This window comes from Synechococcus sp. YX-04-1 (genome assembly GCF_030546365.1).
Taxonomy (GTDB): domain Bacteria; phylum Cyanobacteriota; class Cyanobacteriia; order PCC-6307; family Cyanobiaceae; genus Parasynechococcus.
This window is the reverse complement of record NZ_JAUONZ010000008.1, coordinates 56,247-68,574: the sequence shown is the minus strand read 5'-3', so window position 1 is coordinate 68,574 and position 12,328 is coordinate 56,247. Positions and strand designations below refer to the sequence as shown.

At 52.1% G+C, this 12,328-nt stretch carries 13 protein-coding genes and 1 pseudogene; 5 read left to right on the top strand and 9 right to left on the bottom strand.

The window, feature by feature from the left end; translation table 11 throughout:
- Positions 1 to 192 (top strand): annotated as a pseudogene (locus Q3Y53_RS12450) (photosystem II q(b) protein); the annotation flags it as partial.
- A 526-nt stretch (positions 193 to 718) separates the two neighbouring features.
- Here Q3Y53_RS12450 and Q3Y53_RS12445 read toward each other — a convergent pair.
- From Q3Y53_RS12445 to Q3Y53_RS12430, 4 genes are all read right to left on the bottom strand, one after another.
- Positions 719 to 982: a hypothetical protein gene (locus Q3Y53_RS12445; RefSeq protein ID WP_303536567.1), complete on the bottom strand. Its 264-nt coding sequence runs from the start codon at positions 980 to 982 to the stop codon at positions 719 to 721.
- Positions 983 to 1,004: 22 nt separating this feature from the next.
- Complete coding sequence (locus Q3Y53_RS12440) at positions 1,005 to 1,244, bottom strand: DUF3136 domain-containing protein (protein WP_303536565.1); 240 nt, start codon at positions 1,242 to 1,244, stop codon at positions 1,005 to 1,007.
- A gap of 83 nt (positions 1,245 to 1,327) precedes the next feature.
- Positions 1,328 to 2,014 (bottom strand): response regulator transcription factor, encoded by a 687-nt coding sequence (locus Q3Y53_RS12435; RefSeq protein ID WP_303536563.1) that lies wholly within the window; start codon positions 2,012 to 2,014, stop codon positions 1,328 to 1,330.
- Between the two features lie 70 nt (positions 2,015 to 2,084).
- Positions 2,085 to 2,303 (bottom strand): CP12 domain-containing protein, encoded by a 219-nt coding sequence (locus Q3Y53_RS12430; protein WP_303536580.1) that lies wholly within the window; start codon positions 2,301 to 2,303, stop codon positions 2,085 to 2,087.
- A gap of 145 nt (positions 2,304 to 2,448) precedes the next feature.
- Here Q3Y53_RS12430 and Q3Y53_RS12425 point away from each other — a divergent pair, with 145 nt between their 5' ends.
- Positions 2,449 to 2,676: a DUF3136 domain-containing protein gene (locus Q3Y53_RS12425; protein WP_303536561.1), complete on the top strand. Its 228-nt coding sequence runs from the start codon at positions 2,449 to 2,451 to the stop codon at positions 2,674 to 2,676.
- Positions 2,677 to 2,828: 152 nt separating this feature from the next.
- On the opposite strand, the gene Q3Y53_RS12420 is transcribed toward Q3Y53_RS12425, so the two are convergent.
- Positions 2,829 to 3,710 (bottom strand): GNAT family N-acetyltransferase, encoded by an 882-nt coding sequence (locus tag Q3Y53_RS12420; RefSeq protein WP_303536558.1) that lies wholly within the window; start codon positions 3,708 to 3,710, stop codon positions 2,829 to 2,831.
- Positions 3,711 to 3,766: 56 nt separating this feature from the next.
- Entirely contained in the window at positions 3,767 to 3,940 is a 174-nt protein-coding gene (locus Q3Y53_RS12415; RefSeq protein ID WP_303536555.1) for a hypothetical protein, read from the bottom strand.
- A 635-nt stretch (positions 3,941 to 4,575) separates the two neighbouring features.
- Between Q3Y53_RS12415 and Q3Y53_RS12410 the strand changes: the two genes are divergently transcribed.
- Together Q3Y53_RS12410 and Q3Y53_RS12405 are read left to right on the top strand one after the other, a co-directional pair.
- Entirely contained in the window at positions 4,576 to 4,728 is a 153-nt protein-coding gene (locus Q3Y53_RS12410; protein WP_303536552.1) for a hypothetical protein, read from the top strand.
- 63 nt (positions 4,729 to 4,791) lie between these two features.
- On the top strand, positions 4,792 to 4,953 hold the full coding sequence (locus Q3Y53_RS12405) for a hypothetical protein (protein WP_303536550.1): 162 nt from the start codon (positions 4,792 to 4,794) through the stop codon (positions 4,951 to 4,953).
- 2,273 nt (positions 4,954 to 7,226) lie between these two features.
- Here the strand turns inward: Q3Y53_RS12405 and Q3Y53_RS12400 are convergent.
- Positions 7,227 to 7,502: a hypothetical protein gene (locus Q3Y53_RS12400; protein ID WP_303536547.1), complete on the bottom strand. Its 276-nt coding sequence runs from the start codon at positions 7,500 to 7,502 to the stop codon at positions 7,227 to 7,229.
- A 931-nt stretch (positions 7,503 to 8,433) separates the two neighbouring features.
- Between Q3Y53_RS12400 and Q3Y53_RS12395 the strand changes: the two genes are divergently transcribed.
- Positions 8,434 to 8,613 (top strand): DUF4278 domain-containing protein, encoded by a 180-nt coding sequence (locus Q3Y53_RS12395; protein WP_303536544.1) that lies wholly within the window; start codon positions 8,434 to 8,436, stop codon positions 8,611 to 8,613.
- Positions 8,614 to 10,224: 1,611 nt separating this feature from the next.
- On the opposite strand, the gene Q3Y53_RS12390 is transcribed toward Q3Y53_RS12395, so the two are convergent.
- Positions 10,225 to 10,704 (bottom strand): nucleoside deaminase, encoded by a 480-nt coding sequence (locus Q3Y53_RS12390; RefSeq protein WP_303536542.1) that lies wholly within the window; start codon positions 10,702 to 10,704, stop codon positions 10,225 to 10,227.
- Positions 10,705 to 11,769: 1,065 nt separating this feature from the next.
- The gene (locus Q3Y53_RS12385) at positions 11,770 to 12,021 is read right to left on the bottom strand and encodes a hypothetical protein (RefSeq protein WP_303536539.1); all 252 of its coding nucleotides are present in this window, start codon (positions 12,019 to 12,021) and stop codon (positions 11,770 to 11,772) included.
- Positions 12,022 to 12,328: the final 307 nt, after the last annotated feature.

Here is a 12,328-nt window from a genome sequence, read left to right as displayed (position 1 = left end):
CTGAACGGCTTCAACTTCAACCAGTCCATCCTTGATGGTCAGGGCCGCGTCCTGAACACCTGGGCCGACGTGTTGAACCGTGCCGGCCTCGGCATGGAAGTGATGCACGAGCGCAACGCTCACAACTTCCCCCTCGACCTGGCTGCTGCTGAGTCCACTCCTGTGGCTCTGCAGGCTCCTGCCATCGGTTGATCTGGAATCAACCTGTTCCTTACGGAACAGACAAAACGGTTCAGATCAACTGAATCGGAAAGCCCTCACCGCAAGGTGGGGGCTTTTTGTTGTGGATGCAGAACCCAACTGTCCGATCAACGGTGATCCGACATCGACTGCACTGCCAGAAACGACTGCCCCAATAACCACCACAGAGATGGGGCGACCTTCCTGATCGGAAAACGACCTCTCCCGAACGGTTGTCAATCTGCGTCAACCCACTGACCACTGGGCTCTAGGACAGGACAACGCTCATGAGGCTGCTGCTAGCGGAGAATTAATTGCGGTTATTGGCTCGGTACCTGATCTAAGGGCGACATATCTAGCTGTAGTTCTTACGGGTCGAACCACACTGAGGAAGTATGTTGAACCAGCAGGTAGCAACCTTTCGACGCAGCGAATGATTAAAGCTAGCTAGCGAAATGGCAGCGAATTCAGAACGCGCGGACTCTGCCGATAAATTTTCTGGTGGATTTATATTTATCGCGTGATGCTTTAGTGAGAATCAGGGCTCGCCCATTTCATCCTCTAAACGGCTTCGATCGATCCAATCACACATTTGCCGAAGTGCGACGTCATCCATCTCCACCAAATGATCAGTCCACTCCTGCATGATCAATTGGTGGTGATCGGGATTGTGGATGGTGAGCTCTGGACCCATCAACACGTATTTAATGCTGAGCAGTCTCCAGGCCTGGGCCTTGAGCAACCAAGGATGAGCTGCCAATAACCGTTCCACCCGACTGATCGGCTGGTATTCACTATCCATGTCTGATTCCGTTCTGAGACAACTACGCCGTCTTCTGGCTTCGCTGATGCGCTTGAAGTGAGAGGAAGAGGGCGCGGGGATTGCCGTAACGGTCTGGCAGTGCCTGATGCAGTCGGTTCAGTCGTCGCCAGCAGACGCTCTCCCTGGCTTCCCCTTCTTTCACGCCATCTGCCACCAGGTATTCCATGGCGCGGGTGTACAACGCTTCCGTCTCTCGCAGTTCTGCGAGGGATGGTTCATGGGTGAAGGTGACTGCTGCCATCTCGTCGAAATATCACTTTTCAGCATCCATTGATGCCCGGCCGGGGACTTGATCTCTACCCCCATTTGGGGTGATTTATTGGCTCAGATCTGAACCATGCCGCACCGCATTCCCTTCAACACCGCCTGCACCCGGTTGTTCACTTGTAGGGTCCGCAACAGCCGCTTGGTGTAGGTACGTGCGGTCTCTTCGGTGACGATGAGATCTTCCGCAATTTCTCGGTCAGACATTCCGCGGGCGAGGCGGTCGAGAACTTCGTATTCGCGAGGTGTTAGTCGCGGGCAGCTGAGATAAGGAAGTTCATCGGAGCGCAGTGATGGGCTTCGGTAGGAGTGATGTCCCATCACCGCCAACACAGCGGCTTCGAGGGGTTTGCGGTCTTCAATGATGTCGGCTTCAGCGACCACGGCTTCCAGCCACTGTGCATTGTCATACTCCACAGGAACCGCATCACTCAACGCCAGTACCACCACTTTTAGGTCGGATTGAATCTCTCTAGCTTTGCGCACCAACTCGAAGCCATTGCCTTTTTCGAGAAGGTCTGTGCAGAGAAGCAGCTCAAATGAATCCCGTTTGAGATAACTTAGGCAAGAGTCTTCATCTGTAACGGCACAGCCGATACGAGATTTTTCGCTGAAGCTATCGCAGAAACAGCGAAGGAAAAACCGACCCTTCATTGCTAAGGCAATGCTTCCGTTGATGGCAACGGAAAGCAGAGGCTCTTCGTTTTCAGATTTGGGTTCGCTCTGCAGGTATGGGGTCAGATCCATGGACTTCCCTGCATCTTCCATCCATCCTTGCGGGCCAACTGGCCCAAATGGTTGCGACCGTCGTCAGTCGTCAGTCGTCATAGACCCGGCATTCCGGTGCATCGGGGTTCAAATCGCAATGCACCTCGAGGGAGGTGGGGTCCTTGTGTTCCCCGGGATGGTGGCTGCGATAGGTCTCGAGCCCTTCAAGCTCGGTGGCGTAGTGACGCGCCTTGGCCTGGTCTCCGTCGGCCTGAGCCTTGGCCAATTCCTCGCGGTCTTTAGCGATGTGGGTTTCGATTGATTCCACGCTCAACATTGCAATCGGAGCCATCTAACGCGCGGACCAGATCGTTGAGCTACCCCCATCCGGGGACAGAACGATTGTCCCCATTTGGGAGGCGATGTGACGGCCTCGTTCATTGCATAGTTCGAAATGGCAGCGAGAAGATTCCATGAGCACATCCAGCCTCAGTATTGGAGAGCTCGAAGCCAAATATCCGCTGTACTGCAAGGCCTTGAAGATGCTGATCAAGCAGGGGAAAACAAATGCTGAACTTGAGCGAACACTCTGTTGGGATCGTTTGCGATTGTTGCACCGCTCCTTGCCGAGGCAATACAAATCTCCCGAGCGATTGATGTTGATGATTCAGGCCGAATTTTCGTCAGAGACCGATGCCTAAGGAGGGAGTATGTCGATCGAAGCTGATGCCATCAGGGCTCAAGTTCTGAGTGATGTGCTGCACAGGATTTCTTTCCTTGATCAAGACCAATGCTATGAAGATAGTTATGCGCTGACTCAGGAATTCAGGGAGTGGTTGCTCGAACCTCCGATTCAACCCAGCTCGAGACAGGCCAGGCCATAAACGTTGCGATCGTGGCCTTTGGGCATCACGCCTTTGTACATCCGCACCGTTGAGCCCATGGGTTTGAAGCCCTTCGCCGTCGTGATCGTCTTGGCGGAGGGGTTGTGCCCCGGGGTGTCGATCAGAACAACTCCCTTGTGGCGGTCCATGGCGTTGTTGAGCAACAGCGAAGCCATGCCGGGATCCTCCGCCAACCAAGGCCCCACCCGCCAACCATCACCGATGGGGAGCAGGCAGGGGCGGATGCGCACGTAGCCGTGGCACGCCCCCTGGGTATCCCTTGCCACAAAGACGTTTCCTGCCCTGTGGCGTAACCACAGTTCAAGAAAATGAGGCCTTGGGCTGATTTCGTGGCGTTCGTCGTAGCGCTGAATCGCCTCGAGAGAGATCTCACTCAATGGCACAACGGTGATGTCGCTGCGGTTGAGCAGTTTTGTTGTCGGGTGTTGCGATTGGTCGCTCCGGCACAACATCTGCCGGCGTGTGGTGACGCAGTCCTTTTGAAAACCGGCTTTTTCGTAGAAGTCCACCATTTGAACTGCGGCTTCCAGGCCGATGCACTCCACGCTGCTGAGGGTTTTCAAGGCGTGTTGCCACAGACGACGGCCGATTCCCTGGCCGCGATGCTCTGGCTTCACGACAAACAGGCCGATGAAGGCGTAGCCGGGGTTGTAGGTCACCGCGGCAATGCACCCCACTGGTACGTCGTCCTGCCAAGCCAACCAGATCCCCTGGCGATCGGTGTTGGCATAAATTTCGATATCGCCCACTCCGGGGGCGAAATCCTGTTCGCGGGCCAGACCTGTGACGACGTCGAGGTCGGATGGCGTGAACGGTTTGATCTCCAGCATCGACAGTCAGGCAAGGAATTCAGCAACCTGAGCGTTCGATTCATCCTTGGGCGGCTTCAGGCAGCTAGGAGAATCGAATCCACACTGGTTGGATAACGGCGCACGTAGGCGTTGGTTTCCATGGCGACGATTCGTGCCTCCTGCCGATTGGACGCATGGAGTTGCAGCGTGTGTCGGCTGCCGTCGTTTTTCTTGTATCGAACAAGAAAGCGTTGCGGATTGGCTGTCATCGGTCTGAGACCTTGCGCCTGATCCGCACTGTTGTTGGACGGAGAGCGCAGGCAAGGGCGTGGAACGGTCGGTGGGTTCCCTCAACGATGAGATGTCCCATCGGTTGTGCGTGAGCCAGGTCGAGCTTCATGGCTGTGCCTCGAATGGAACCTTCTTACAGCCACCAGGCATCGCATATCCATCCCCAAATGGGGGCAAAAGAAAAACCCCGGAGTGACGGCTCCAGGGTTTACTTCGAATACGAGGGAAAAGCACTGGTCGTCTCAGGTCCAGGGCTTTTGCTCGAGGACCAGCGGAGCTTCTAACGACACCACCGGCTTGATCAATTAACTCCTTTTAAACGTGTGCTGATACCCCCGCATGGGGGTATCAGGCTTCTCATATCGGTGAGAGATTCATCCCACGCGGAAGGGCCGAAAGACCACAACGCGAGATCTGCACAGGAGGTCTCAACAATGAGCAGAAGAGGAATGCATCCCCTGTTGATGGGGTTGAACAAGCCAGACCGCAAACTCAAGAAAAAACTCTTGGAAAGGCCGGACACTCAGATGGCTGGTCTTGAGTCACCTCAACACAAACGTTTCCTTCGTGCCGAGGCTGAAGACAAAACACAGGCCAAAACCGGATGAATGAGATGAGTCCTACCAAGCTCACCAACGCGCCAGAAGGTTTTGAGTACTACAGGGTCTGCGACCAGGAAGGCATCTGTCATGTGGTCAGGGGAATGAAGGAAGTCCAGCGACTTCTTGAGAAGAGACCTGGTCTGAATGTCACCAAGATCCCCTGATTGAAGCCATCACGCTCTGGAGGGCTTCTCACGCACTACCGCTCCCTTGCGACCGGAGGGCAAATGACCTTTTCCACAGAACAAATCCAACGCGCCCGTGAGCTGACAGGCAAACGCAAAAAATATGGCGCGATTCAGCGTCTGCTGATCGATGAGTTCAACTTGCGACCAGCCCAGTGCCGTGCGCTGCTGATTACCGCTACAGCAGAAGAGAAAGCTGCTTAATCAGTTCTCAAACATGACCGCCGGGCCGTGTTAACACCAATAGAAGTTAGTCAAGACAACCCTTCTACTGCATCCATCAAGAGGACGCTCCTGATCATTGGATCAAGGATTTGTGCTTTAAGGGCTTATCTACGGGCACGTGTCATGTCGAGGGTCAAAGCATGCAGTTACAGAGTTGTAAACCAGACCACTAACGATGTGAAAGCAATCGTTCGCGACGGTCAAGATTTGGCTAGATAAGCGGAGTTCCAGTCAGCTCTTTCCATCGCTTGAAGTGAGGGCTCACTGGCCTTCGATGCACACACGATTCGTATGTCTATGTTGCGAGTTTCGTCCTCTTACGGGACATGGGATTCGACGGTGTCGACAAGACAGACCACTTCATCCTTGCTGACAGGCGACGTGCCGAAGCTGCATTGCATGAGCCGACTCGAAAGCTGACGGCGCTTGAGAAAGCGATGTGGCTCAGGTTGAAGCGAAGTGAACGCCCCTGCAAAAACAACACGTCGTCGTAAGCGAACAGTTAATCTGCTCTCAATGTGGAAGGCCGCCCCTCCCAGCTGGAAGAGACGGCCTAGTTCGCTCGTTTGTGCATGCTTGAACCCGTGATGTGATCGGGTGTTGAGAGGCCGGCCCACCTACGACAGGAATGAGGTGGCCTCTCTTATTCCTCGCTTCCGACACCAACTGTCCCTTCCATCCCATCAGGAACAGAGGTCAAGTCGTAGTGCCATCTCTGGCGAGGGGCGAAGCATCTGACGTGGTGGCTACCTGGGGCCATTGGGTCCAGGGGTGTGGCTGATGAAGCTCCGGGGCACCTGAGGCAATGAAGCTTTCGCCTACGGGACGGTGCAAATTGGAGTGTCGAATGGCTTAGCGTTTCGCTCGCCTCGTCAAAGGACCAGCCTCACGGATGGGTGGAAACTGTTGGAGCAGGGGCCAGAAAGTCAGTCTGCTTCTGCTGGTTGCTCAGGTGGAGTGTCGGCCGTCATCATTGGCTCCTCCGATCTCGATGGACATACTTTCCACCCGTCAGCGGTTAATGGCTATCCGAGTTGACGCTCATTGCCTTCTGGGGCAAAACCAGCCAACGTGATGATGGCCTGCCTCTCCCAGCTGTGGGTTATTCAGATCCACCCAGCTAAGCCGCTGATTATCTGTGGTAGGTGCCGATCTGGAGAAAGACAGCACATGTCTTCCAGCTCATCCCCTTGAGCCTGCTCCATATCTCCAGAGGCTCCATAGAAAGAGCGAAGGGCAAAGTAAAGCCGAAGCATCACACCCGGCTCATGAGCAGATGACCCTAATTATCGGCTTCCGATCAAAACGCAAGGGGCTGTATCAAGACAGTCCAAGCGATCACGCTGGTGATGCGGTAGATCGCTACCAACTCACCTGTCGGAAACAGCCGACAACGGAATCGATCTAAGGCTTACTTGACTGGATGGAGATAACGCTCGGAGATAACGCTCCAGCGTCGCTTGTTTGCCTCGACTTCTGCTTCCTTCGCTAGATGCAAGAACTGCGCTTTCGATAAGCGCTTTTGCTGGGCTTCTGGCGGAAAATGCATGAGCTTCTCCAATAATCAAAAAGCTATGACGGCGCAGAAAGCCACAAACACGAAATTAACCAAACTCAAATGAGTATTTACTAAGGACTATCATAAAAGAATGAGAATCATTTTTATTTCTTCATTGGGTTGACGTTAAGCCGAACCCACCTTTGGGGGGAGCGTCAAACGAGGGGCGCGGACCTCTAAAAGTGGGAAAAACTTCAGAGGTCTTTTCTTGACGGGTTCTGAGGCATCCACGCATAGGGCACAAAACCCCAGGACCAGATATCCACCAAATTCGCAATGGGTTTTTATGAACCGACCAATCGAGCCCCCGAAAACGCTGAAAATCACTAAGCGTTCTGCATCCACCGAACAGTGCCGTAGACGAGGACCATCACGCCAAGGATTGCCGCGCAGACTGCAACAGTCAGGAAAAGTGTGTTGAGCATCAAACCCTCCATGCATCTGAACTTGGTCTAGAGCTGCGTCGTAGCAATAAGGAGAGGGTCAACCGACCTGTTTGGTTCGCTTTTCCGCCAGGATGAAAAAGAACAAATGTTGTCTTCAGTCACACCCACATCTACACACGCAAGGCATCAAAAGAGTCATGCAACATCACCATCAGGATCACCAGCCTGGGGCCATACCTTCAGATCCACCAAGAGCTCTACCTTTGGTAGTAAAGGCGAGCATTCCCTGGCACCTTTTTTGCATCTCGTCAAAAACCATCTTCATCAAGAAGGAAGAGGTCACCGAGAAAAGGATCATTGGTACCCGCTTCATCATTCCCGAGAACAAACTCGCGGATAGATTCATCTGCCTTGAAATAAATGAGGTCATCTCGTTCAAGATCAACTCCCCGCATCTCTGGATGACCACCAACAAGCTGGCGCGCTTCCTGCCATTCGGACAATCGCTCATAGAAGAGCTTGCCGAGATAATCAAGCAACGCAAAACAAGCGAGCAATAAGAAACAAATATTGAGGAAAGCCATCTCCCCTCCTCGTCTCTATGGACAACTTATTCCTCAAGGTCGATTCCGAGAAGTGGTGTAATTACAACAGTATTTTTACTGGTTGATCCAAGTGAATACAGCAGAAAAGAGGCTTTCGTTCCATCCGCAACGAAAGACTGGATCGATCGTCGACTCAGGATGGCGAGTCTGGATGAGCGCCCTCAAGGTTCTGTCACAACAGCGACAGGCAGGCAGGTGAGCGGGAATGATTGCTGAATTCGATTCACACCCATGGGTTTTCTTGCTGTCGCCGGCTGCATGCTTTTGGCCACTGCCATGTCCGCAGCTTTAAGCAACAAGCCTTCGAAGGCCTGATGGTTGGGAGGGGGCGAGCTTGGCGGCGGCCCCCAACAGATCAGGTCAGCTTCAAAACGAAGCGCTGAACAGACCTAGGCCAAGCCTAGGTTTTTTAGTGCTTGCACGTACTAGGCATTAGCACCCGATTGGCGAATGGCTGACGGGCTTTGGCTGCTCCGAAGATGGTTACCGCTCAAAATCAAGACTCCTTCTTCACTTTCGGTAAAACCTTGGTGAGATAGAGATGAAAGGGGGTCTTTTTTTTGGAGATGTCATCGGTGCAAATTCTTCCGCCACCCATGATGGTCCAGCATTGGCGTGTCATCGCTCTCCTACCAGCTAATCCAGGTCTAGCCACGTTGCGATCAGGCATAGGGCGGTAAACAACACCCTCCCCAATTGGGGGTAGCTAAGACGCATGTGCATGAGTTGATTGAGTATGCCGATGGGGTTGCTGGTAACTCCATCAACCGTCGAGCAAATACCCTGACTCTTACTGCAGGTCTTTGCTCTTCGAATACCGAAGGAGGCTTCGGAACACCTCTCTCGGTTGCTGAGGGAGACCCTGGAGCCGTCACGACCAAGGTTTCTTTCCGATTCGAGGAACATCCCAATGAATGATCTGCTCTATCGAGGTCGCACCTACAAAGCACCAACACCCAAGCCAAAGACTTGTTTGGAGCTCACGTACAGGCAGGAGCACTACAACACATGCCGGCAGGTTGGATCACGACCGGTTGACCAGATTCACCTCACCTATCGAGGAGCCTCTTACATCAAGCACCGGGGATAACTCCTGATGGAATAGGGAGCTGATACTTGGGTCAGGACGATAACGGGTGGTTCGATGATGTATACAAAGACCAGCTCGAAGTGAGCCGAGCGCTGAACGTAATGACTCGTTTGCCTCAGGTTCACTGATGGTTTGTCCTGTCTTCTTGTTGATCGGCATCGTGGATAACGATAAGAAGGTAAAGAATCAACCAGATGAATGGAACAACAACAGGTTCAATCATGATCCCCTTCCATGTTGTCTGGATGCATCTTTTTTGGCAGCCTCAAGCATAATCATCAGGATATAGAGACCAACGAGCAGTTGGAGCGCAAGTGGTTCAAACATCTGCTCCTCAAAGAGCTACTTCCGGTCTAGATCCAATAATTTTGAGATCCAATAAAAAAGCAGTTTTGTTACATAAAATTAGCGAACCAACAAGTGATACAGTCGCTTTGCTGTGGCTGGTTGCTTGCAGCAACTCCATTCCGTTGGAACATGCTTTGCCGTCCTGGTGATCAGGTCAGGCATGCCCTCGACAAGAGGCTGAATCCTGAACGTGGTTAAGCACGAATGCTCCTAAATGGGGGTAGTACCGTGGCACGCAAAAGCCTGAGACTTCTTGAAGCATTGAAAATGCTTGATGTGGTTCATTCAGTGTTCATGAGCGTGTGGGCTGCGTGCACGGTGATGGGTTTTCAAAACGCAATGCCTCCGCGCCTCAAAGGGCGATTAGCCCTCTCAAGACAGGCAAACCATTCCCGCACCTTGCTGGATGGTCACACCAGCTGCCTCGTACCACCCGTCGGGATGCTCTGCGCTCCTGACGCTGGCTGAAGCATGGGTTGCTCCAAACACTGATCGAGAGAAAAAGCGCTTCGACCCACGAAGCGCCTGAATCTCAGATCAAACTCGATAACACATCACCAAATTATCGATGCCAGCCATGACCTCCACTCGTATCAACGAGAAGCAGGTAAATGACACAGATAATCAGCAACAAAGAATAAACATCCATAGGCAAACATTGGCTAATTCAGTTCTAAGACAGTCCCCCATGACTGCATCATGTGGTTACAAACAAAAATGCCTAGCAGGCCGCACTGCCAAAAAAGACACCCTGAACTCAGCCAGCTTTGAATCCGTCCTGATTCAACTGGCACAGTGACGATTGAGTCATTTTGGTGGATGTACTTGGGGTGAGTGAGATGTTCTGTGTTCACAAGCAAGTTGCTCATGGTCGATGGATCGATCAATGCTGTTTCAAGACTGAGTTCGACGCCTATGTCTCAGCCATAACGAGATCTACAGAGACCATGGGAACGTACAGGGTCTATGACTCGACATTCCAAGAAGTGACCATGGCGTTCGAAATGGGAATGGAAATCGACGTCGGCGAAAAAAAACTGCAGCATGATCGCGAGGTTTGCCGTCAAGAAAGCCACTGCGGCAGGGTAGATCAATCCCCTTTGTTGCGATGACAGCCCCAGATGGGGGTATCGAGTTGTGCTTCAAAGGAATTGATTAGCAAGAGGGAGACGTCTTGGACCCCGTCTCCCGTGTTCGAAGCCAAAGCAACCCTGGGAGACTTCACTTAACTCCTGGGGTTTTTCTTCTGAGTGGATCGGTGATTCAGTAACGAGCACCGTCAGGCAACTGACGAAACTCGGCCCACACCGCCTGGGCTTCGCTCTGAAGGATCTGCTGCATACGAATCTGCTTTTCCGGCACCGGTCTGCGGATGTCGTCATTGATCGCCCGATCCGAGAAGAGATCCTCGTAATCGCTCCAAGATGCTGCATAGAAGACCTGGCGAATGTTGGCCCAATAAGCGGTGGAATAACACATCGGACAACATTCACAGCTCGAATACATCACGCAACCACTGAGATCCCAGTTCTCGAGAGTGCGGCAGGCCTGGCGGATGGCATTGACCTCAGCATGGGCACTGGGATCCTTGTCCTGAATCACGCTGTTGCCTGCGACGGCGATCACTTGGCCGTCCTTGACGATCACCGCGCCAAAGGGTCCACCGGTTTTGTACACCACACCGGCATCCCTCATCACCTGAATCGCCCGCCGCATGAAGGCTTCATCTTGATCCGATGCCATGGCGTCACCGTTGAACAACTCCTCCAAAGCTGGCAGCAGGAAAATCTCGGAAACGGGAATGAGAAGCTTTGGCTTTGCTTACTCACCCAAGCCAGTGAGGGATGGCTACTCGCCCATCCCCCCCTACAGCCAACTCAGTGTGACGGATTAAGCCGACCAGGTTGGAATTCCATCTGAGCAAAGACGACCTCGCTCAAAGAACAACTCTTTTGCGGAAATAGCGATTCCGTTGAGGTTGCAGTACCAGGCAGCTTCAGTGGTGCTGGTTAATGCACGCAGCCCTTTGGCAAATTCGGCGTCTCTACTAATCCGTCGCTTGAGCTGGTGTGCTGGAGTCAGTCTTTTCATCGCTTCCTAAGTGGCTGTTTCCTTTCTACATAAGAAGATGATTTTTGGTATCAGCTTTTCTGCTCATCACCAGGGCGACGAACGAGAACAAGACCAGATAATTGAGGTTGGTTAAGTACCTATTTCTTTTTTCCATTCTTGATGATAATACTGAAAGAGGATAAGGAGCAGTATGTCTTTTAACCCTAAGCAGTGCTCACTTGAACGTATCAAGCCAGTTTATTTGAGGCCGAACAATTTAAAACCGTCCCCCTCCTGGCAGATGGCCGAGAGGCACTTTCACAATCGCAGAGAGGATTACTGGAAAAATCGCTGCTCAATAGATCCAGATACTTCAGCTTGCAAAATTTTTGACGAGTAAAGGAAAATGATCATGACAATTCATGTTTTGCCCCTCGCCCACGGCGATTGTCCAACCTTGATCTGCGAAAGCGCAGATGTTTGCTATTTCGGCGACTGGAGGGTGGACATTGACCATCCAAAACACACATGGATCAATTTGATCCCTGGGCTTGGTGATCTTCCCACCGATTCAGGCTACAGGTTGGGATTGGATTACGGCTCTATCCCTTAAAGACTCATCCGAGCCTATTGAACAGCATGCGGATTTCTGGATGTGCAAACTACAAGACGCTAAGCCTCTACGCTTGCCATGAGGTTTAGATCTCCTGTCCCTCTGCTCCCAACAGCCGTTTAAAAGCAGAGGGCTTCTTAAACTCAGAGCCCTGCTGATTTAAGGGCTCTCAGGCTCAGCATCAAATAGGTTCGAAATGATCCAAGAGCCATGAGCTGGTCGGCTGTTTTCTCCTGGGTGGAGTCGTCTAGAGAGCTTTCAAACTCAAAAAGGATCTCGCTTAAGCGATCCTCCCAATCCAGAGCAACTTCTTGGGTGAAATCATCTTGCGATCCCTTTGCCTTGAGGAAGCTGCAGAGCTGACTGAAGCTGACAGAGTCTGGAATCGTGTTCATCACATCCCTCAGACATTATGGAAATACTAAAGGAGAAGGTCTTACCACCTTCCTTGGGTTAATCAAACGCAAATGAGTAACACCTGAGGATTAATTCCTGAATGATTATCATTCCCCAAACAATGCACTGACAGCGAATGGATGTTCTGCGAGTGGAGCTTCAGCAACGCGTGCAAGAATAATCTGATGCCTTGATTAACCGAGGTAGGTTGTCGTCAGACAACAAGCGACAATAAAAAGACCATTCTCCATGAGAGAAAGACGGCCTGTTGATGTTGTTTTGGATGAGTTGAAGAACAGCTAAATC

Bases quoted from the DNA above. Each gene is read 5' to 3' on its own strand.
- Q3Y53_RS12420 (WP_303536558.1), bottom strand. From the start codon at position 3,710: ATGCTGGAGATCAAACCGTTCACGCCATCCGACCTCGACGTCGTCACA.
- Q3Y53_RS12410 (WP_303536552.1), top strand. From the start codon at position 4,576: ATGAGTCCTACCAAGCTCACCAACGCGCCAGAAGGTTTTGAGTACTAC.
- Q3Y53_RS12385 (WP_303536539.1), bottom strand. From the start codon at position 12,021: ATGAACACGATTCCAGACTCTGTCAGCTTCAGTCAGCTCTGCAGCTTC.
- Q3Y53_RS12400 (WP_303536547.1), bottom strand. From the start codon at position 7,502: ATGGCTTTCCTCAATATTTGTTTCTTATTGCTCGCTTGTTTTGCGTTG.
- Q3Y53_RS12440 (WP_303536565.1), bottom strand. From the start codon at position 1,244: ATGGCAGCAGTCACCTTCACCCATGAACCATCCCTCGCAGAACTGCGA.
- Q3Y53_RS12415 (WP_303536555.1), bottom strand. From the start codon at position 3,940: ATGACAGCCAATCCGCAACGCTTTCTTGTTCGATACAAGAAAAACGAC.
- Q3Y53_RS12395 (WP_303536544.1), top strand. From the start codon at position 8,434: ATGAATGATCTGCTCTATCGAGGTCGCACCTACAAAGCACCAACACCC.
- Q3Y53_RS12405 (WP_303536550.1), top strand. From the start codon at position 4,792: ATGACCTTTTCCACAGAACAAATCCAACGCGCCCGTGAGCTGACAGGC.
- Q3Y53_RS12445 (WP_303536567.1), bottom strand. From the start codon at position 982: ATGGATAGTGAATACCAGCCGATCAGTCGGGTGGAACGGTTATTGGCA.
- Q3Y53_RS12390 (WP_303536542.1), bottom strand. From the start codon at position 10,704: ATGGCATCGGATCAAGATGAAGCCTTCATGCGGCGGGCGATTCAGGTG.
- Q3Y53_RS12435 (WP_303536563.1), bottom strand. From the start codon at position 2,014: ATGGATCTGACCCCATACCTGCAGAGCGAACCCAAATCTGAAAACGAA.
- Q3Y53_RS12425 (WP_303536561.1), top strand. From the start codon at position 2,449: ATGAGCACATCCAGCCTCAGTATTGGAGAGCTCGAAGCCAAATATCCG.